Source organism: Pseudorhizobium endolithicum (assembly GCF_902153245.2).
Lineage (GTDB): Bacteria > Pseudomonadota > Alphaproteobacteria > Rhizobiales > Rhizobiaceae > Neorhizobium > Neorhizobium endolithicum.
Map to the genome: position 1 here is coordinate 77022 of NZ_CABFWF030000018.1, position 19026 is coordinate 96047.

Genomic DNA, 19026 nt, shown 5'->3' on the forward strand with positions numbered 1-19026 from the left:
GATCAGCGCCCGGCGAGGGTCATGCCCTCGATCGCCAGTGTCGGCGAGGCGACGCCGAACTTCCGGTCGATGTCATTTGCCGGCGTAAGGCGCATGAACATGTCCTTCAGGTTGGAGGCGACGGTCACCTCGGACACGGGGAAGGACAATTCGCCGTTCTCGATCCAGAACCCGGTCGCGCCGCGGCTATACTCGCCGGTGATCATGTTGACCCCCTGCCCGATGAGTTCCGTCACGTAGAACCCGTTGCCGACATTGCGGATCAGTTCTTCGGGTGACATCTCCCCCGGCTCCAGCGCCAGGTTGGTCGCGGCAGGAGTTACCGCCGAACCGCCGCGCACGCCTCTCCCGTTGGTCGCAAGCCCCAGCTCGCGGCCGGTGGAGGTCGACAGGAACCAGTGATTGAGGACACCGTCCGCGATCATCACCAGACGCTTTCCCGTAACTCCCTCGCCGTCGAAGGGCCGGGAGGAAGAGCCTCGCAGGACCAGGGGATCATCGGTAACGTCGAGCCCCGCCTTCAGCACCTGCTGTCCCATCCGGTCGCGGAGAAAGCTCGTCTTGCGGGCGACCGCGGCACCGTTGATGGCCCCGGCCATGTGCCCGACGAAGCCGCGCGCGATCCTCGGATCGAAGACCACCGTCAGATTGCTGCCGGTGTCCACCTGGCGGGGATTGATACGGCGGACGGCGCGCTCTCCCGCCCGGCGCCCGATGATCCGCGGATCATCGAGGTCGGCGAAGTAGAGCCGGCTGTCGTAGTCGTAGTCGCGCTCCATCTTCGTGCCTTCGCCGGCGATGACGCTGACCGAGCGGCCGAAGCGGCTTGCCATGTAGCTTCCGGAAAAGCCGTGGGAGGTGACCAGCACGAGGCCGCCCATGCCTGCGGAAGCTCCCGCACCGGAGGAATTCGTAACGCCCTCCACATCGAGAGCGGCCTGTTCCGCCTCCAGCGCCGCCTCCCGCAACTTCTCCGTCGGCACGTCGGTGCGGTCGAAAAGCTGAAGGTCCGGATAGCTCCGGGCCAGGTCGGCTTCCTCGGCCAGACAGGCATAGGGATCCTCCGGGGAAACGCGGGCCATGGCGACCGCCCGCTCCGCCAGCACCTTCATGTCGAAACCGGGATTGGCCGACACGCTGGCAACGCGCTTTCCGACGAAGACCCGAAGCGAGAAGTCGTCGCTCTCGGAGGCCTCGGTACCTTCCACCTTGCCCAGCCGGACGCTGACCGAGCGCGAACGGGAGCGGACGACGACCGCATCGGCCTGGTCGGCCCCGGCGGCCCGGGCAAGGTCGATCAATTCGGATGCGCGGGCGAGGAGAGTTTCGGAGTCGATAGCGGAGGTCATTGTGTACCTTTCGTTGCCGCTCCATTTATTGTGCGGCATGTAAGGCATCAAGACGCGCTGCTGCGATTCTTGAAACAGATCCATCACATCAAGGCACTCCCGATGATCGGTTCCGGCTCTTTCTTTTCCCAGATGCTGGTGCTGCTGGGGGGCGCGGTGATTGCCGCGCCTATCTTCCGGAAGCTCGGTCTCGGCACCATTCTCGGCTATCTGGCGGCGGGTGTCGTCATCGGACCGATCATGCACCGCATCACCGAGGCCGAGGAAGTCCTGCACGTCGCGGAATTCGGTATCGTCTTCCTGCTGTTCGTGATCGGCCTGGAACTGAAGCCCTCCCGGCTCTGGCAGATGCGCGGCGACGTCTTCGGTCTCGGGCCGGCGCAAGTCATCCTCTGCGGCGCCGTGCTGACGGGTCTCGTGATGGCAGCGGGCCTGGCGGATTGGCGTGGCAGCCTCATCATCGGCTTCGGCCTCGCCCTGTCATCCACGGCCTTTGCCGTCCAGATCCTGAACGACGAGGGCGATCTCAACAGCAAGTACGGCCAGCGCGCCTTCTCCATCCTGCTGTTCCAGGATCTCGCCATCGTGCCGCTCCTCGCCCTGACCAGCATCCTCGCGACGGGCGTGGACGAGACGGACCTTCCGCGATGAGAGGGCTGCTGGTGGCATTTGCCGCGATTGCCACCATGGTGCTTGCCGGCCGCTTCCTGCTGACCCCGCTTTTCCAGGTCATCGCCCGCACCGGGGCGCGGGAGGTGATGATCGCCACCGCGCTCCTGATCGTTCTCGGTTCGGCCGCGGCCATGCAAGCGGTCGGACTGTCGATGGCCATGGGAGCCTTCCTCGCCGGCGTGATGCTGGCGGAATCCTCCTACCGCCATGAACTGGAGGCGGATATCGAGCCGTTCCGGGGACTGCTGCTCGCGCTCTTCTTCGTCGCTGTCGGTCTCTCGCTCGAACTCCATGTCCTGTGGAATCAACTGGGGCTGATCCTCGTCGCCGTCCCCGCCTTCATGCTCGCCAAGGGATCGATCACCTATGGCCTGTGCCGCCTGGTGGGGTCACCCCACAACGACAGCCTGCGGATCGCATTCCTCCTGCCGCAGGGGGGCGAGTTCGGGTTCGTGCTGTTCACCACCGCCGTCGGTGCCGGACTGCTTTCATCGTCGACCGCGTCGCTGCTGATCGCGGTCGTCACGCTTTCGATGGCACTGACCCCGGTCGGCGCGGCGCTGTCGCGGCGGTTGTTGCGCTTCGAGCGGGAGGAACTGGAGGAGACGTTCGAAGGTGCGGGCGCCGACGTTCTGATGATCGGCTTTTCCCGCTTCGGGCAGATCGCGGCGCAAATCCTGCTGGCGGGCGGACGCGAGGTCACGGTAATCGACGACTCGGCGGACCGCGTCCGCCAGGCGGCATCGTTCGGCTTCCGGATCTACTTCGGCGACGGGACCCGAAAGGATGTTCTCCTGGCCTCCGGCATCAAGAAGGCCAAGATCGTCGCCGTTCTCACGCAGAAGCGGGAGGTGACGGACAGGATCGTCGACCTGATCCGCTCGGAGTTTCCGAACGTCCGGCTGTTCGTCCGGTCCTATGACCGGATCCATACGCTGTCGCTGCGATGTCGAATACGAGTTGCGGGAAACACTGGAATCGGGGCTCGTCTTCGGCCGCAAGACGCTCGAAGCGCTGGGGATGAGCATGTCGGAGGCAGAGGCGATCGAGGCCGATATCCGCTGGCGGGACGAGGAGCGGCTGCTGATCCAGGCCGCCGAAGGTATCGCAGCCGGCGGCCACATGCTGCATAATCGTCCCGTGAAGCCCGAACCGCTGATCAAGCCCAAGCACGTGACGCCGACCGAGGCAACGGGAATGGAGGCGGAGGAGCAGCCCGCTCCTTGACCGCTCCCTAGCCCCCGGCGGCCAGGTGGACCGCGTCGATAGCGCGCTTGAGATCATCTTTGACGGAGAGCGACTGCTCGAGGATGTCCTTCGCCTTCAGGAAGTCGAGAACACGGAAGCGGCCCACCGGCGGACGCAGAAAGATATGGGGCGGCTGCAGCTTCAGCTTGAGCGCGATCGCCGACTGCATCATCAGCTGGCTGGCGCCGAACATGCTGTCCATGCGGCTGGGCGGAGAGAATCCGTCGCCTTCCGGAGCACCCACGACATCTACCCCGATCACGACGTCGGCGAGATCCATGAGGTGGTCATAGGGCACCGGATTGAAGATGCCGCCATCGATCATGATGCGCCCGTTGATCGGCACCGGCATGAAGATGCCCGGAAGCGCCGCGGAGGCTGCGATCGCCGCCCGCAGGTCTCCTTCCTGCAACACCACTTCGGAGCGACCGTAATAATCTGTCGCCAGGACCTTGAGGGGAAGCCGGAGATCCTGAAAGCGTGCCGGGATGGCATCGGGCAAGAGTGCCTTCAGGACGAGTTCGAGGTTGAACTGGCCGAAGCGGAAATCGCCCAGCGTATCGCGCATGGACGAGGGGCCGAGGCTCCAGAGGCGGTTGGCAAGGACGGACGGATTGCCGACCGTTTCCATCGTATAGGCGCGGATGTCGGCACCGGACATTCCCGCCGCCATGCCCGCTCCCATGATCGCGCCGATGGACGATCCCGCAATCGCCACCGGGCGTATGCCCAGCTCATCAAGCGTTTCGATCACATGGACGTGCGAGAGGCCGCGGGCGCCTCCGCCGCCGAACGCCACGGCGAAAGTCAGATCGCCCGACCGCTTGTTCACATCAGGATCGTTGAAGGCGAGTTTCGTGTTCATCGTGCGGATCAGCCGGGCTGATATCGAAAGAAGTGGATTCGCGTGTCGCCGAACAGCCGCTGCTCCAGCGGCCTGAACGCCTCATGCGCCACCGGTGTAACGTCGGCGCGCTCCTCGAGGATCGCGAGGGCGCCGGGGACGAGCCAGCCGCCGGAATGGGCAGAAAGCATCGCAGCCTCGCCAAGCCCCTTTCCGTAAGGCGGGTCGGCGAAGAGGAGATCGAACGGCTCCACCGTTCCGACCGCTCCCAACAGGGTGGCGTCGCGCCGGAGAATGCGGGTACGTCCATGCAGGGCGAGGCTGTCGATATTCTCCCAGAGCAGGCCGCGCCCCTCGACGCTGTTTTCAACGAACAGCGCCTGACGGCAACCGCGGGACAGGGCTTCGAGACCGACCGCCCCGGTACCGGCGAAGAGATCGATCACCCGGGTCTGCTGAAGCGCCTCCGGATAGACGTGGCCGATAATGTTGAACAGGCTTTCGCGGGTCCGGTCGATGGTCGGCCGGATATCGTTCGACTTGGGTGCAGCCAGTGTGCGGCCACGAAATTCGCCCCCGACGATACGCATGGCTCCCTACCCCCGCGTCCGCGGCTTTCCACCGGCAGGACGTCCGCCCGGCCTGCCACCGCCCCCACCAGGCTTGCCGCGTCCAGCGCCCGGTTTTCCGCCAGGCCTGCCGCCGAACGCGCTTCCGCCGCCGGGCTTGCCGGCCGCAGGCTTGCCGCCGAAGGGCTTCCCGCGCGGCTTGTCTCCAAAGGGACGATCACCGGCTGGCTTGTCGGCGCGCGGGCCGCGGGCACGATCTCCCTCGGCGCGCGCTCCCCGCGGCTTGTCGGCAAACGGACGTTCGCCGCGTGCCGGGCGGTCACCGAACGGGCGATCGCCGCGAGGACGATCAGATCTGGCCTCAGTCGAGAACGATTTGCCGCGCGGGCGATCGCCGCCGTCGCGGGGCTTGCGCTCTCTGCGAGCTTCGTCGGAGAACGATCGCTCTCGGCCGCCTCCTTCGGAGCGCCCCCCAAAGGCGCGCTTGCGACCGAAATCGCCGCCTCGCTCCTCGCGGCCGGGCGGCGGCGTTTCGGCGCGAATCCAATCGCTGTCCTCGTCGGCGCGCTTTACGACCACGCGGCGCTCGCTCTGCGGGCTCGGCTTGTCGAACAGTCTTTCCGCCTCCGCCCGGGCGGAGGATTTCTTCGCCTTGCTGTCGGTGGTCGGACGCGCTCCCGGCGCCATCCAGACGTTGGCCGTGCGGGAGGTTCCCATCGGCAGACGCTTCTTTGGCTTCTCCGCGCCGGAGCCACGGTCGTCACGGGAGCCTCCGCGAGGCGCCGATTTCCCGGCAAAGCCTCGTTCCGCGCCCCGGGGTTCCGGCCGCTTCGCGAGCTTTTCGCTCCGCTCGGGCCTTGCCTGCTTCGCCCATCCGCCGCTTTCGGAACGTTCGGCATGAGCAGGCGCGGCAGCGGCATCATCGGCCCTGGCCGGCTCGTTGTAGATCGGCGCGTCGAAGTTTGCCTTGGCCTCTTCGATGAGGCGCGGACCGAGCTGCTCCCGCAGCATCCGACCCCGCACTTCGAGGACATGACCCTCCGGCAGGTCGCCAAGCTGAAACGGACCGTAGGAGATCCGGATCAGGCGGTTGACCTCGAGACCGAGGGCGCCGAGCACGTTCTTGACCTCACGGTTCTTGCCTTCGCGCAGTCCGACGGTCATCCAGACATTATGGCCCTGCTTGCGGTCGAGCGTAGCGTCGATCGCGCCATAGAGGACGCCGTCGACGGCGATGCCTTCCTTCAGCTTGTCCAGGGCAGCCTGGTCGACCTCGCCATGGGCCCGGACCCGGTAGCGCCGAAGCCAGCCGGTGGTCGGCAGTTCCAGAACGCGCGCAAGGCCGCCGTCATTGGTCAGCAGCAAAAGGCCTTCGGTGTTGATATCGAGGCGACCGATCGACATGACCCGCGGCAACCCGTCGGGGAGATTGTCGAAGACCGTGGGACGGCCCTCCGGATCGGCATTGGTGGTCACCAGCCCCGCCGGCTTGTGGTAGAGCCAGAGGCGGGTGCGCTCGATGCCGCGGATCGGTTCTCCATCGACCTCGATGCGATCCTCGAGCGTGGCATTGACGACGGGCGTCTCCAGAACCTGGCCGTTGAGGCGAACCCGGCCTTCCATGATCATGCGCTCGACGTCGCGGCGGGATGCCACTCCTGCCCGTGCCAGTATCTTGGATATCCGCTCGGGCTTTGCCGCTGCCTCCACGGCATGAGCCTCCACCTTTTCCTTCCCGGCTTTGGGCTTCAACCCTGCTTTCGCCGAGAAACCGGACTTGCCTCCGGCCCCCTTTGCAGACGGCTTGGGTTTGGTGCTGCGTTCGAAGGATTTGGATCCGCCGCGCTTTGGCTTGTCTTTGGGTGTCATTTGTTGTTTGCCTGAAGCGTGAAGTCGAACGGGTTAGCCGGACATTCATGCTGGTTGAGGTGCATCTAGGCTTGCCGCGCGACGCGCGGGCCTTTTCGATCGCTTCCTACCAGTTCAAGCCACCGGGGTTAAGAGGAAATCGCCGATCATGGCCCAGAACGACGGTTTCATGGCGGAAGCCCTGCATGAGGCGGTGCTGGCCGGGCAGAGGGACGAGATACCCGTCGGAGCCGTGCTGGTGCTGGACGGCCGGATCGTCGCCCGCTCGGGAAACCGGACGCGAGAGAACAACGACCCGACCGCCCATGCGGAGATGAACGTCATCCGGGAGGCTGCGCGGCTCCTGGGACAGGAGCGGCTGACAGGCGCCGATCTCTACGTTACGCTGGAGCCCTGCGCGATGTGCGCGGCCGCCATCTCCTTTGCCCGCATCCGCCGTCTTTACTACGGCGCGGAGGACCCGAAGGGGGGCGGCGTGCACCACGGCGGCAGGTTCTATGCGCAAACCACCTGCCACCACGCACCGGACGTGTATTCCGGCATCGAGGAGCGACGGTCGGCCACTGTCTTGAGGGATTTCTTCCAGGCAAAACGGGAGCCTGGGTAGGCGAAGTCCGGACTACTGGAAGGGCTTCCACCAACTGGACGTCTTCTGTGTCGCTTCCGCTTCCTTCTTGCGGCGGCGCTCCTTCTTGAGTTCCGGCTCGCCCAGATCATCAAGTGCTGCAGAATCCACTGCGCGATACTCCACCGGCGGGTCCGTCAGAGAGCGGCGCGGCTGCGTCACGTCTGCATTGTGGAGGTTCTGCTTGGCCTGCCGGAAGGCTTCCCACTTCTCCGACTCCGTCATCTGGCCGGCCTTGCCCTTCCCGGCCAGCAGTGGTGAACGATAGCGGGGGTTGTTTTCGTTCTCGTCGGCCTCCTGGCGCAGGCGAGCGCGGGTTTCTTCCGGCGATTCAACCCAGCCCGGATTGTTCTCGCGGTTGGCGAGGGACGCCTGCGGGGGCGGCAGCGACTTGTCTTCAGCCGCAACGACGAGGTTCGGGCGCGGGTTGTACTTCACGTTGCGCTCGTCCTGGGGGCCTATGGAAACCGCAGAGGTGAGGTCGTTGCTCAACTGCTCCATCGCGGAGGTTCCGGTCCCGTAGGTGGGACTTCCCATGCAGCCCGAAAGGGCGAGCATTCCGGCCATCAGGCCGGCCGCGCTGGATGCTGCGCGAAACCCATGCGACGTCTTCATCAAAACCCTTCCAGCGGCGCCCGTCCTTCGACGCCTTCAGATTTCCGCTCGATACCCCCTGACCGGAAATTCCGGCCAATTTCGGGCAGATGTACCGGATGACACGCCAAAGCGCAATCATCCGGTGAGAGGGACCCTGGTCAGCCGAGACGGCCGAGGGCGGCCAGTTCCCGCAAGGCTGCGGCATCGCGCGCCGAAACCTCCGGATATTCCGGATCGGACCCCACATCCGTGGTGACACGCCATGAACGCGCGCACTTCGTGCCCTCCGCGAGCTTCGGTTCGACGGCAACGCCCGGCACCTCGGGAAGGCGGAACGCGCTTTCAGGCCCTTCGCCCCCGACGACGCGGATGGCCGAGGTGATGCAGATCTCCTCGAATTTCTGCCCTTCCAGCGCCTTCATGAGCGACGGGTCGGAGACGTGCACCACCGGTGCCGCTTCCAGCGAGGAACCGATCCGCTTTTCCTTGCGCTCGATCTCCAGCGCGCCGGTGACCACCGAGCGCACCCGACGGACCGAGGCCCATTTTTCCGCCAGCGCATCGTTGCGCCATTCGGCCTGAACCTCCGGGAACTGCTCGATATGCACCGACACGGCATCCGGGTTGCGTGAGAGCCAGGCTTCCTCCGTCGTGAACGGCAGCATGGGCGCCAGCCACGTCACCATGCAGTCGAAGATCCGGCGGATGACGGAAAGTGCCGAACGACGGCGCAGCGACGACGGCGCATCGCAGTAAAGCGCGTCCTTGCGGATGTCGAAGTAGAAGGCTGACAGCTCGATATTGGCGAAGTCGATCAGGGCCCGAGCGATCTTCTTGAAGTCGAAGGCGTCATAGCCGTCGCGCACCAGCCGGTCGAGCTCCGCCAGGCGATGCAGCATCAGCCTCTCGAGCTCGGGCAGGTCTGCACAGGCAATCTCCTCGCCCTCGTCGTGCGCCAGCGTGCCGAGCATCCAGCGGATGGTGTTGCGCAGCTTGCGGTAGGCGTCGACATTGGTCTGGATGATCGTCTTGCCGAGGCGCTGGTCTTCCCAATAGTCGGTGGTCATGACCCAGAGGCGAAGGATGTCGGCGCCGGCATCCTTCATGACGTCCTGGGGCGCCACGACGTTGCCGAGAGACTTCGACATCTTCTGGCCCTTCTCGTCCATGGTGAAGCCATGGGTGATGACCGTGTCGTAGGGCGCGCGGCCGCGGGTGGCGGCCGATTCCAGCAGCGAGGAATGGAACCAGCCGCGATGCTGGTCGGAACCTTCCAGATAGACGTCGGCTGGCCATTTGAGGCCCGGACGGTCCTCCAGCGTGAAGGTGTGCGTCGAACCGGAGTCAAACCAGACGTCCAGAATGTCGCGGACCTGACTCCAGCCTTCATTGGCGCGGGAACCGAGGAAGCGCTCGCGCGCGCCCTCGGCGAACCAGGCATCGGCACCCTCCTGCTCGAAGGCTTCCATGATGCGGGCATTGACGGACTCGTCTTGCAGGATCGCGCCCTTTTCGTCGACAAAGACGCAGATCGGGACACCCCAGGCGCGCTGGCGGGAAAGAACCCAGTCAGGGCGCTGCTCGATCATGGCGCGCAGGCGGTTCTGGCCGGCAGCGGGCACGAAGCGCGTATCGTCGATGGCTCGCAACGCACGCGAGCGCAGCGTCGTGCCGTCGCCGAGTTCCTTGTCCATGTAGACGAACCACTGCGGCGTGTTGCGGAAGATGACCGGCTTCTTGGACCGCCAGGAATGGGGATAGGAATGCTTCAGCCGGCCGCGGGCGAACAGGCAGTTTGCCGCGATCAGGGCCTCGATCACCGCCTTGTTGGCATCGCCCTTCTTGCCGTTGTCGTCCATGACGCGGGCGGGACCGCCCTCGCGGTCGGGACCGAAACCGGGAGCGTCAGCCGTGTAGAAGCCCGCGTCGTCGACGGGGAACGGGATCTTAGTGTCGATGCCGCGCGCTTCGAGTTCGCGGACATTATCCGTCCAGGCGTCAAAGTCCTCCCGGCCGTGGCTGGGTGCGGTGTGCACGAAGCCGGTGCCGGCGTCGTCGGTGACGTGGTCGCCGGCGAGAAGCGGGACAGGGAACTCATAGCCGCCGCCGAACTGGCGCAACGGGTGCCCGCACACGAGTGACGCGAGCTCTTCCCCTGTAACCCCGCGAAGCTTTCTGTATTGCAGCTTCGCCTTCGCGAAGGACTCCTCGGCCAGATTATCGGCAAAGATCAGCCTCTCACCCGGGCGCGGACCGAAGTCATTTTCGGCGGCCGTGACTTCATACAATCCGTAGGAGACCTTCGGGGAGTAGCTGATCGCGCGGTTGCCCGGGATCGTCCACGGCGTGGTCGTCCAGATGACCACGAATGAACCTTGAAGATCTTCGAGGATACCGCCATCCGCGTTCTGCTCGATGACCGCCTGCCGATAGGCCTCACCCGTCTCCAGCGCCACACCCGGATCGCTGAACCGCACCACCGGGAACTTCACCCAGATCGTGTCGCTCTCGACATCGGCATACTCGACCTCCGCCTCGGCCAGCGCCGTTCGCTCGACCACCGACCACATGACCGGCTTGGATCCGCGATAGAGCTGGCCGCTCATGGCGATCTTCAGGAGTTCGCCGGCGATCCTCGCTTCCGCGTGGAAGTTCATCGTCGTATAGGGATTGTCGAAGTCGCCCTCGATGCCCAGGCGCTTGAACTCCTCCGACTGCACCTTGATCCAGTGGGCGGCGAATTCGCGGCACTCCCGGCGGAACTCGTTGACGGGCACCTCGTCCTTGTTCTTGCCCTTCTCGCGGTACTTCTCCTCGATCTTCCACTCGATCGGTAGGCCGTGGCAATCCCAGCCGGGGACGTAGTTGGAATCATAGCCGCGCATCTGGAAGGAGCGGGTAATGACGTCCTTGAGGATCTTGTTCAGCGCGTGGCCGATATGGATGTTGCCGTTGGCATAGGGCGGGCCGTCATGGAGAACGAACTTCTGGCGACCTGCGGCGGAAGCGCGGAGCTTCCTGTAAAGGTCCATCTGCTGCCAGCGCTTGACGAGTTCCGGCTCCTTCTGCGGCAGGCCGGCGCGCATCGGGAAATCTGTTTCGGGCAGGTAGAGGGTCTTCGAGTAGTCGAGCTTGTCGGCAGTATCGGTCATGGGTCGGGCAATCGTTTTGGCGCTCGCGAGCGCATCGGAAAGAGATGAGGTGGCGGAGGCGCGTGACAAAGCGCCGGAAACCCGGACCTTCCCGACGCCCGTCTCAGGCGACGCGGAAGGCCGGGCCGATAATTCGTATGAAGGGGACCGGCCGGTACGTTCTCATGATCGGCGTCTTACGGGTTTTGAAGGAGGAAAGGAAGAGGTATTCCCGGCAGCTTGCGAGAGGTTCAGACAGCATCTATCTTTTCCAACAGAGGAGACAATGATGACTAAAGATGCCGTCTTCACGTTCCATCTGGACGTCGAGCTCCACGACGCCTTCATGGCAGCAGCCAAGGATTCGCAGCAATCTGCTTCGCAGATCCTACGCGACATGATGCGCGACTTCGTCAGGCAGCAAGCGACGGAGCCGGAATACACAGCGTTCCTCCAAAGGAAGGTCGATGCTGCCCGATCGCAGATCTCCTCAGGAGAAGGCCTGGACGCGATCGATGTCGAGCAAGAATTCGCAGCGCGGCGCGCTGCCGTTGCCGGCGGCAGCCGCTCGAGATCGTGATCATCCGATGGGCACTTGCGGCAAGACGCGACCGCGCACAGATATTTGACTATATCGCGTCCTATAATCCAAGCGCGGCGATACGCATGGACGAGCTAATCGCCGCTGCAATCGCCCAACTGAGAGACTTCCCCCTCCTGGGCAGACCAGGTGCGATACCGGGAACACGCGAAATCATCCCGCACGAAAGCTATCGCATCGTTTATGAAGTCGATGAGGCGACAGTTTCCATCCTGACGATCGTGCATACTGCCCGCACCTGGCCTCCTACGCGGGACTAAGCCTTTAGAACGCGATCTTCGCGTCCAGTTCGCCCAACGGCGCCACGCCCGAAAGTAGCGCCCTCGCCTCTTCCCCATCGCGCCTGATCTGCTCGACCAGCGGATCCAGTCCGTCGAACTTCAGTTCGTCGCGCAGCCGCCCGAAGAAGGAGACGGAGCAGGTCTGGCCATAGAGGTCGCCGCTGAAATCGAAGACATAGGTTTCCAGAAGCGGCGCGCCGTCCTCCGTCACCGTCGGACGGCGGCCGTAGCTCGCCACACCGTCCCGGACAATTCCGTCGGCGGCGCGGAAGCGCACGGCATAGATGCCCGGCTTCAACTCCGTCTCCGGCGGCAGCGCCATGTTGGCCGTCGGGTAACCGAGGGTGCGGCCGAGCTTCTCGCCGCCGATCACCTCGGCCTCGACAGTATACCGGTAGCCGAGCAGGCCGGCGGCCGCCACCACGTCGCCCTCTGCCAGCAGCGCCCGGATGCGGCTGGAGGATATGACCTCGGCGTTCTCGTCGCGGAAGGCGTCCACGAGACTGACGGAAAAACCCAGCCGCTCCCCCGCCGACATCAGAAAAGCGGGCCCTCCCTCCCGGCCCTTGCCGAAGTGGAAGTCGAAGCCGGTGACGACGGCGCTGGCCTGCAGCCAGTCGACGAGCACCGTCTGGACGAATTCTTCCGCCGAGCGCTGGGAGAATTCGCGGTCGAAGGGATACTCGATGACGCAGCGGAAGCCCATGGCCTCCAGCAGGCGCGCCTTGAGGGGGGCGGGCGTCAGGCGGCAGACGGGGCTGTCCGGCCGGAACACCGTGCGCGGATGCGGCTCGAAGGTCAGCACCAGCGCCGGCACATTCCGATCCCGCGACAGCGACAGCGCGCGCGCAAGAACGCTGCGGTGCCCGCGATGAACGCCGTCGAAATTGCCGATCGCGACGACCCCTCCCTGCAGGCCTGGGGGTAGCGGTTGCTTCTTCTCGTTGCGGTGAAACACGGTCATTGGCGTCCTAGGCGAGCCGCGGCATCCACCACTTCGGCGCCGCCCCTTCGCGCTTCAGCCATGCGTTCATGACCGCCTCGTCGATCTGGCCGTTCACCGTATACTCGTTCACATGGATGCCGGCGCTGATATAGAGCAGATCGAGGCCCTGGCTGATGGCGCCGCGCACATCGGTGGGCATGCCGTCTCCGATCGCCAGGACGCGCTCGCGGGCGAACTCGCCGCGGGTCTGCCGGGCGAAGGCCAGCGCCTCCTCGTAGATCGGGGTATGCGGTTTGCCGGCGATGCGGGTCTTGCCGCCGAGGTCCTCGTAATAGGCGGCAACCGATCCGGCACAGGGGATGATGCGGTGACCGCGTTCGACCACGAGATCCGGATTGGCGCAGATGAACGGAACGTCGCGCTTTCGGAAGGCGACGAGCATGTCGTGATAATCTTCCGGCACTTCCTTCTCGTCATCGAAGAAGCCGGTGCAAACGATGGCATCCGCTTCGTCAGCCCCGACGACTTCCACCTCCAGGCCGTCGAACAGCGGCATGTCGCGCTCGGGGCCAAGCAGGAAAACCTTCTTCGGGCCTTCGGCGATGAGGTGGCGGGTCACATCGCCGGAGGTGACGATCCGATCATAGGCTGCGTCCGGAACGCCGAGCAGCCTCAGCTGCGAGATGACACCCGGTGACGGACGCGGAGAATTGGTGATGAGCACCACGGTCGCTCCTGGCGCGCGCGCGTCCGACAAGGCGCTGCAGGCATCGGGGAAGGCATCGACGCCGTTGTGGACTACGCCCCAGACATCGGACAGGATCACCTCATAGTTTCCGGTGATCTCGCTGAGATTGCTGATGCGCTTGGCCATGCTGCTTCTGAACCCGTGTTGGAACAGGCGCTGACATCGCAAAGCTTCGGCCCGATGGCAAGGGATTTCCTGCCGTCTGCTCCAGGCAGGCACGTTAACGGCAATCCGATTTTAGGGCCGCGCCGTTCTTGACTCTCGATCTGGCCGCGCTTATCTCGACCGCCGTTAGCACTCTTTCAAACCGAGTGCTAACGCAAGACACGGATCTCGTATCCGTCCATGTCATTTGATCGAGGGATTAGACAATGGCAAGCACCAATTTCCGCCCCCTGCACGACCGCGTCGTCGTTCGTCGCGTCGAGTCTGAAGAGAAGACCAAGGGTGGCATCATCATCCCGGATACCGCCAAGGAAAAGCCGCAGGAAGGCGAAATCGTCGCCGTCGGCTCCGGCGCCCGCGATGAGTCCGGCAAGGTTGTCGCACTCGACGTCAAGGTCGGCGACCGGGTTCTGTTCGGCAAGTGGTCCGGCACCGAAGTCAAGCTCGACGGCGAAGACCTTCTGATCATGAAGGAAGCCGACATCATGGGTATCATCGGCTGATTTGCCAGCCTTTCGCCTTTCCGAAACAACGCTGACACCCCTTTTCAGGAGTTCTCAAAATGGCAGCTAAAGAAGTCAAGTTCGGCCGCACCGCGCGCGAGAAGATGCTGCGCGGCGTCGACATCCTCGCTGATGCCGTCAAGGTTACGCTCGGCCCGAAGGGTCGCAACGTCGTCATCGACAAGTCCTTCGGCGCTCCGCGCATCACCAAGGACGGCGTATCGGTCGCCAAGGAAATCGAGCTGGAAGACAAGTTCGAGAACATGGGCGCCCAGATGGTCCGCGAAGTCGCTTCGAAGACCAACGACATCGCCGGTGACGGCACCACCACCGCTACCGTTCTGGCCCAGGCCATCGTTCGCGAAGGCGCCAAGGCCGTTGCAGCCGGCATGAACCCGATGGACCTGAAGCGCGGCATCGACCTCGCCGTCAAGGCCGTCGTCGCCGACCTCCAGGCCAAGGCCAAGAAGATCAACACCTCGGAAGAAGTCGCCCAGGTCGGCACCATCTCCGCCAACGGCGAGCGCCAGATCGGTCTCGACATTGCCGAAGCCATGCAGAAGGTCGGCAACGAGGGCGTGATCACGGTCGAGGAAGCCAAGACCGCCGAGACCGAACTCGAAGTCGTCGAAGGCATGCAGTTCGACCGCGGCTACCTGTCGCCCTACTTCGTGACCAACCCGGAAAAGATGGTCGCCGATCTCGACGACGCCTACATCCTCCTGCACGAGAAGAAGCTCTCCAACCTGCAGGCCATGCTGCCGGTTCTGGAGGCCGTCGTTCAGTCCGGCAAGCCGCTCCTCATCATCGCTGAAGACGTCGAAGGCGAAGCGCTTGCAACGCTCGTCGTCAACAAGCTGCGTGGCGGCCTCAAGATCGCTGCCGTCAAGGCTCCGGGCTTCGGCGACCGCCGCAAGGCCATGCTCGAAGACATCGCCATCCTGACGGGCGGCACCGTGATCTCCGAAGACCTCGGCATCAAGCTCGAAAACGTCACGCTCGACATGCTCGGCCGTGCGAAGAAGGTGTCGATCTCCAAGGAAAACACCACGATCGTCGACGGCGCCGGCCAGAAGGCCGACATCGAAGGCCGCGTTGCCCAGATCAAGGCGCAGATCGAGGAGACCACCTCCGACTACGACCGCGAGAAGCTGCAGGAACGCCTGGCCAAGCTCGCAGGCGGCGTTGCCGTGATCCGCGTCGGCGGTTCCACGGAAGTCGAAGTGAAGGAAAAGAAGGACCGCATCGACGACGCCCTCAACGCGACGCGCGCTGCCGTTCAGGAAGGCATCGTGCCGGGCGGCGGCGTCGCCCTGCTGCGTGCATCCGCTCAGCTCACCGTCAAGGGCGAGAATGCCGACCAGGAAGCCGGCGTCAACATCGTCCGTCGCGCCCTGCAGGCTCCGGCCCGTCAGATCGCCGAGAACGCAGGTGACGAAGCTTCGATCGTCGTCGGCAAGATCCTCGAACAGAACGGCGACAATTACGGCTACAACGCCCAGACCGGCGAGTATGGCGACATGATCGCCATGGGTATCGTCGACCCGGTCAAGGTCGTCCGTACCGCCCTTCAGGACGCAGCCTCGGTTGCCGGCCTCCTCGTCACGACGGAAGCCATGATCGCCGAACTGCCAAAGAAGGACGCTCCGGCCGGCATGCCTGGCGGCATGGGCGGAATGGGCGGCATGGACATGATGTAAGACCTTCGGGTCCTACATCCGAGCCATCCGGTTCAGTTCAGGAAGGGCGGTCCTCGGGCCGCCCTTCTTGGTTTACGCCCCTGGCGCGGCAGCAATTACACCGGGATCGTTCAATTATTGGAGACGATCCGTCTCTTATTGTTCATCTTATTGCTGATCGGATCATATGGCATATTGGCTTCCAGAATTCGATGCCACTGAACATCAACGACCATCCTTCTGGAGACCTGCAATGACCAACACAACCACCAACAATCTTCTGCTTCTTGCCGGCCGCGTGCTGCTCTCGGCCATGTTCATCCTGTCCGGCTATCCCAAGCTGCTCGACCCCGCTGGCACCGCGGGCATGATCGCCGGTGCAGGATTCCCGGCTGCGACCCTCCTCGCCTACCTTGCCGGCCTGTTCGAACTCGTTGCCGGCCTCTTCGTGCTGGTCGGCTTCCAGACGCGCACCGCGGCGATCCTGCTCGCTCTCTTCGCCGCCTTCACGGGCCTCGTCTTCCATTCCGGCACCATCAACGTGCCTGACTTCCCGGCAGCCGCCAACGGCATGCTGACCATGTTCAACGGCCTGATGATGATGAAGAACCTGACGATTGCCGGCGGTTTCCTTGCACTCGCAGCCGTGGGCGCCGGCGCCTACTCGCTCGACGCCCGCCGCCGCGGTTCTGTCGCAATCGCTGCCTAACCTGACCGAATTCCCTGCCCGAGACGGGGCGCTGGACCATACGTCCGGCGCCCTTTTTTCTTTCACCCGGTTGTCCGCTGCGCCAACCAAACGGTCGCACCGCCGCAGCCCGAATCCTGATCCACCTGCGAGACCAGCCGGAAGCCGTTTTCCTGCAGGAGAGAGGCGTATTCCTCCCCGGCAAGGCTTGCATGGTAGAGCGGCTCGCCGCCGAACTCGCCCATCGCCACGCCTTCGAAATGGCCGGCGGTGAACATCAGGGCCGCGCCGGGCGCCGCCAGATAGGCGAAGACCGGAAACATGCTGCGCTGTTGTTCTGGTCTCAGGTGAAAGAAGCTGTGCCAGGCGACGATGCCGTTGAAGGTCCGGCCCGGCGGCAACCTGCGCATGTCGCGGACGATCCACCGGTGGCCGGGAAAACGCTGGCGGCAGAGTTCGATCATCGTTTCCGAACTGTCGATCCCGGTCAGGCGCAAACCCCGGCCGATGAGGTACGCGGCGATCGGCTCGCCCGATCCGCAACCGAGGTCCAGAACCGTGCCGCTGGCGGGAAGAAGAGCCGTAAACCGGTCCAGCCAGGGTTTCTCGAACAGGTTCTTGCCGCGCAGGCTGTCGAACGCCTGAGCATGGCGCTCATAGAGCCCGACGATGTTCTCGTCTTCAGCCATCCCCGGACGCAACCGCGCTCCGCACCGCCTCCACGATCCGGCGGATGCGCGGATCCCCCTCATGTCCCTGCTTCCTCGCCCTCACCAGGCAGGCCTCGCTGCTCAGGATCACGCCGTCGTCCAGCACCTTGAGATGGTTTGCCTTCAGGGTCGAGCCGGTGGAGGTGATGTCGACGATGATATCCGCCTGACCTGCCGCAGGCGCGCCTTCCGTAGCACCCAGGCTCTCGACGATCCGGTAGAGTTGGATGCCGTGCTGGCGCGAAAAGAACTGCTGCGTGAGCCGCCAGTATTTCGTCGCGATCCCCAGGCGGCGGCCATGGCGGGCGCGGAAATCGGCGGCGACGTCTCCGAGGTCTTCCATCGTCTCCACGTCCAGCCAGATCTCCGGCACGGCGACGACGACATCCGCCTGGCCGAAACCGAGGCGAGCGCAGAACTCCACCTTCTCGTCGACATCGGCCATGCCCTCGCGGACCAGATCCTCGCCGGTGACGCCGAAATCGACGGAGCCGCCTGCCAGCTCGCGTGCGATTTCGGAGGCGGAGAGGTAGGCGATCTCGACGCCTTCCAGGCCGTCGACCCGGGCCCGATAGGAGCGATCATTGCCGATTGCGGAAATGGCGAGACCGGCGCGCTCGAACACCGCCGCCGTGTCTTCCTTGATGCGGCCCTTGGAGGGCAGTGCGATCGTAATCGTCATCGGCTCCCCCTCGCCGTCTCCATACGGTCGAGCCAAAGCGCGAAGCCCACCGCCGGAATGTGGTCCTTAGCGCCGAGAAGCGTGAGGAGCCTGTCGAAACGGCCGCCGCCGGCGAGGACCGCCGGCGATTCCGCCTCGGTCACTTCGAAGACAAGGCCCGTGTAATAGTCCAGCGGGCGACCGAACGCCGCGCGATAGGTCATGCCCCCAAGATCGATCCCGGCACGGGCGAGCGCCGCCAGCCGCTCATCGAACTGTTCGAGGGCCGGCCCGAGCGTCAGGCCCGCCGCATCGGCAAAGCCGGCAAGCGCCGAGGAGGCCTCCGCGAGCGGCAGCCTCAGGGTCAGGAACTCGCGCAGGAGAAGCAGCGCGCCGCCGTCGAGCTTCGTTTCGGCAAGCGTCAGCTTCTCCTTCAGTCGCCGCGCGATCTCGAGCGGCGAACGGCTGGCATTGGTGGAATAGCCCGTGTCCTGCATGGTGCGGTCGATCCGGGCCACGAGTTCGTCTTCCTGGCCGGTGGCGAGAAGGGCCGCAATCTGCGGATCGAGGCCCGCCACGGGCTGCGGGCGTGCCAGCCGCTCCAGAAGAGCGTCGAGATGGACCATGTCGCCGAAGGCATGGATCAGCCGCTTCTGCCAGCCGAGCGGCAGGCCGAGGGCCTTCACCACCGCCTCGAACACCGCCTGGTCACCCAGCGTCAGCGCCAGCGGGCGGCCGGGCAGGAGGCGGGAAAGGATGCCCATGGCGTCGCCGATGGCACGGGCATCGGCGCCTGCGATATCGACTTCGCCGAGGTCCTCTATGCCGGCCTGATAGAATTCGTGTGCACCTTCGCGGCGCTGGCGGAAGACCTCGCCGAGATAGGAATAGCGCTTCGGCGTGCCGGTTGCGGTCTCGATGTGGCGAAGACAGACGGGAATGGTGAATTCCGGGCGGAGGCAGAGGCTGGCGCCCGTCTCGCTCTCCGTCAGGAAGATGCGGCGGCGCAGGTCCTCTCCGGCCATGTCGAGAAAGGGTTCGGCCGGCTGAATGACCGGCGTGTTGACGCGCGTGGTGCGGCGCGCCTCGAACTCCGCGAGCAGGTCGGCAGCGAAGTCGGGCATGTCGGTCAGGGGCATG

17 protein-coding genes and 1 pseudogene are annotated in these 19026 nt (G+C 64.6%); 7 read left to right on the top strand and 11 right to left on the bottom strand.

The annotated features are described in order from the left end of the window. Positions 1-2: 2 nt before the first annotated feature. A complete protein-coding gene (locus tag RTCK_RS18950) occupies positions 3-1349 on the bottom strand; it encodes a TldD/PmbA family protein (RefSeq protein WP_142593955.1) in 1347 nt (448 codons plus the stop codon). Between the two features lie 102 nt (positions 1350-1451). On the opposite strand from RTCK_RS18950, the pseudogene RTCK_RS18955 reads away from it, so the two are divergent. After that, positions 1452-3248 (top strand): annotated as a pseudogene (locus tag RTCK_RS18955) (monovalent cation:proton antiporter-2 (CPA2) family protein). Between the two features lie 7 nt (positions 3249-3255). On the opposite strand, the gene RTCK_RS18960 reads toward RTCK_RS18955, so the two are convergent. From RTCK_RS18960 to RTCK_RS18970, 3 genes are read right to left on the bottom strand one after another with little or no spacing between them, the layout of a single operon-like run. Next, positions 3256-4134 (bottom strand): patatin-like phospholipase family protein, encoded by an 879-nt coding sequence (locus tag RTCK_RS18960; protein ID WP_142593956.1) that lies wholly within the window; start codon positions 4132-4134, stop codon positions 3256-3258. Positions 4135-4142: 8 nt separating this feature from the next. Continuing rightward, the gene (rsmD, locus tag RTCK_RS18965) at positions 4143-4703 is read right to left on the bottom strand and encodes a 16S rRNA (guanine(966)-N(2))-methyltransferase RsmD (protein WP_142593957.1); all 561 of its coding nucleotides are present in this window, start codon (positions 4701-4703) and stop codon (positions 4143-4145) included. A 6-nt stretch (positions 4704-4709) separates the two neighbouring features. Beyond that, positions 4710-6551 (bottom strand): pseudouridine synthase, encoded by a 1842-nt coding sequence (locus RTCK_RS18970; protein ID WP_142593958.1) that lies wholly within the window; start codon positions 6549-6551, stop codon positions 4710-4712. A gap of 148 nt (positions 6552-6699) precedes the next feature. Between RTCK_RS18970 and RTCK_RS18975 the strand changes: the two genes are divergently transcribed. After that, on the top strand, positions 6700-7158 hold the full coding sequence (locus tag RTCK_RS18975) for a nucleoside deaminase (RefSeq protein WP_142521592.1): 459 nt from the start codon (positions 6700-6702) through the stop codon (positions 7156-7158). Positions 7159-7170: 12 nt separating this feature from the next. Here the strand turns inward: RTCK_RS18975 and RTCK_RS18980 are convergent, their stop codons facing one another. Both RTCK_RS18980 and ileS read right to left on the bottom strand, forming a co-directional pair. Further along, complete coding sequence (locus tag RTCK_RS18980; protein WP_142593959.1) at positions 7171-7791, bottom strand: hypothetical protein; 621 nt, start codon at positions 7789-7791, stop codon at positions 7171-7173. 140 nt (positions 7792-7931) lie between these two features. Beyond that, complete coding sequence (gene ileS, locus RTCK_RS18985) at positions 7932-10925, bottom strand: isoleucine--tRNA ligase (protein ID WP_142593960.1); 2994 nt, start codon at positions 10923-10925, stop codon at positions 7932-7934. On the opposite strand from ileS, the gene RTCK_RS18990 reads away from it, so the two are divergent. After that, on the top strand, positions 10924-11484 hold the full coding sequence (locus tag RTCK_RS18990; protein WP_211181463.1) for a hypothetical protein: 561 nt from the start codon (positions 10924-10926) through the stop codon (positions 11482-11484). The genes ileS and RTCK_RS18990 overlap by 2 nt on opposite strands. Beyond that, positions 11481-11765: a type II toxin-antitoxin system RelE/ParE family toxin gene (locus tag RTCK_RS18995; RefSeq protein WP_142593961.1), complete on the top strand. Its 285-nt coding sequence runs from the start codon at positions 11481-11483 to the stop codon at positions 11763-11765. The genes RTCK_RS18990 and RTCK_RS18995 overlap by 4 nt, the downstream gene beginning before the upstream one ends. 4 nt (positions 11766-11769) lie before the next feature. Here RTCK_RS18995 and RTCK_RS19000 read toward each other — a convergent pair whose 3' ends face one another. Both RTCK_RS19000 and RTCK_RS19005 read right to left on the bottom strand, forming a co-directional pair. After that, positions 11770-12750, bottom strand: a complete 981-nt coding sequence (locus RTCK_RS19000; protein ID WP_142593962.1) for a bifunctional riboflavin kinase/FAD synthetase — start codon at positions 12748-12750, stop codon at positions 11770-11772. 7 nt (positions 12751-12757) lie between these two features. Further along, positions 12758-13606, bottom strand: coding sequence for a TIGR01459 family HAD-type hydrolase (locus RTCK_RS19005; RefSeq protein ID WP_142593963.1), 849 nt, complete (start codon positions 13604-13606; stop codon positions 12758-12760). Between the two features lie 245 nt (positions 13607-13851). Between RTCK_RS19005 and groES the strand changes: the two genes are divergently transcribed. The 3 genes from groES (at position 13852) to RTCK_RS19020 (ending at position 16536) form a co-directional block, all read left to right on the top strand. Continuing rightward, positions 13852-14148 (top strand): co-chaperone GroES, encoded by a 297-nt coding sequence (gene groES, locus RTCK_RS19010; protein WP_142521599.1) that lies wholly within the window; start codon positions 13852-13854, stop codon positions 14146-14148. A gap of 59 nt (positions 14149-14207) precedes the next feature. Next, entirely contained in the window at positions 14208-15848 is a 1641-nt protein-coding gene (groL, locus tag RTCK_RS19015; protein ID WP_142521600.1) for a chaperonin GroEL, read from the top strand. A gap of 232 nt (positions 15849-16080) precedes the next feature. Continuing rightward, positions 16081-16536: a DoxX family protein gene (locus RTCK_RS19020; RefSeq protein ID WP_142593964.1), complete on the top strand. Its 456-nt coding sequence runs from the start codon at positions 16081-16083 to the stop codon at positions 16534-16536. Between the two features lie 62 nt (positions 16537-16598). Here the strand turns inward: RTCK_RS19020 and RTCK_RS19025 are convergent, their stop codons facing one another. The 3 genes from RTCK_RS19025 to RTCK_RS19035 are packed head-to-tail and all read right to left on the bottom strand — an operon-like array spanning position 16599 to position 19025. Beyond that, positions 16599-17204, bottom strand: coding sequence for a class I SAM-dependent DNA methyltransferase (locus tag RTCK_RS19025; protein WP_142521602.1), 606 nt, complete (start codon positions 17202-17204; stop codon positions 16599-16601). Beyond that, positions 17197-17907 (bottom strand): ATP phosphoribosyltransferase, encoded by a 711-nt coding sequence (hisG, locus tag RTCK_RS19030; RefSeq protein ID WP_142593965.1) that lies wholly within the window; start codon positions 17905-17907, stop codon positions 17197-17199. Before hisG ends, RTCK_RS19025 begins: the two co-directional genes overlap by 8 nt. Beyond that, positions 17904-19025: an ATP phosphoribosyltransferase regulatory subunit gene (locus tag RTCK_RS19035; RefSeq protein ID WP_142593966.1), complete on the bottom strand. Its 1122-nt coding sequence runs from the start codon at positions 19023-19025 to the stop codon at positions 17904-17906. Before RTCK_RS19035 ends, hisG begins: the two co-directional genes overlap by 4 nt. Position 19026: the final 1 nt, after the last annotated feature.

What these genes read in the sequence shown, in the direction of transcription:
- RTCK_RS18960 (WP_142593956.1), bottom strand. Translation starts at nt 4,134, where the DNA reads ATGAACACGAAACTCGCCTTCAACGATCCTGATGTGAACAAGCGGTCG.
- RTCK_RS19025 (WP_142521602.1), bottom strand. Translation starts at nt 17,204, where the DNA reads ATGGCTGAAGACGAGAACATCGTCGGGCTCTATGAGCGCCATGCTCAG.
- RTCK_RS19035 (WP_142593966.1), bottom strand. Translation starts at nt 19,025, where the DNA reads ATGCCCCTGACCGACATGCCCGACTTCGCTGCCGACCTGCTCGCGGAG.
- RTCK_RS19000 (WP_142593962.1), bottom strand. Translation starts at nt 12,750, where the DNA reads ATGACCGTGTTTCACCGCAACGAGAAGAAGCAACCGCTACCCCCAGGC.
- hisG (WP_142593965.1), bottom strand. Translation starts at nt 17,907, where the DNA reads ATGACGATTACGATCGCACTGCCCTCCAAGGGCCGCATCAAGGAAGAC.
- RTCK_RS19020 (WP_142593964.1), top strand. Translation starts at nt 16,081, where the DNA reads ATGACCAACACAACCACCAACAATCTTCTGCTTCTTGCCGGCCGCGTG.
- groES (WP_142521599.1), top strand. Translation starts at nt 13,852, where the DNA reads ATGGCAAGCACCAATTTCCGCCCCCTGCACGACCGCGTCGTCGTTCGT.
- rsmD (WP_142593957.1), bottom strand. Translation starts at nt 4,703, where the DNA reads ATGCGTATCGTCGGGGGCGAATTTCGTGGCCGCACACTGGCTGCACCC.
- ileS (WP_142593960.1), bottom strand. Translation starts at nt 10,925, where the DNA reads ATGACCGATACTGCCGACAAGCTCGACTACTCGAAGACCCTCTACCTG.
- RTCK_RS18980 (WP_142593959.1), bottom strand. Translation starts at nt 7,791, where the DNA reads ATGAAGACGTCGCATGGGTTTCGCGCAGCATCCAGCGCGGCCGGCCTG.
- RTCK_RS18990 (WP_211181463.1), top strand. Translation starts at nt 10,924, where the DNA reads ATGGGTCGGGCAATCGTTTTGGCGCTCGCGAGCGCATCGGAAAGAGAT.
- RTCK_RS18975 (WP_142521592.1), top strand. Translation starts at nt 6,700, where the DNA reads ATGGCCCAGAACGACGGTTTCATGGCGGAAGCCCTGCATGAGGCGGTG.
- RTCK_RS19005 (WP_142593963.1), bottom strand. Translation starts at nt 13,606, where the DNA reads ATGGCCAAGCGCATCAGCAATCTCAGCGAGATCACCGGAAACTATGAG.
- groL (WP_142521600.1), top strand. Translation starts at nt 14,208, where the DNA reads ATGGCAGCTAAAGAAGTCAAGTTCGGCCGCACCGCGCGCGAGAAGATG.
- RTCK_RS18970 (WP_142593958.1), bottom strand. Translation starts at nt 6,551, where the DNA reads ATGACACCCAAAGACAAGCCAAAGCGCGGCGGATCCAAATCCTTCGAA.
- RTCK_RS18950 (WP_142593955.1), bottom strand. Translation starts at nt 1,349, where the DNA reads ATGACCTCCGCTATCGACTCCGAAACTCTCCTCGCCCGCGCATCCGAA.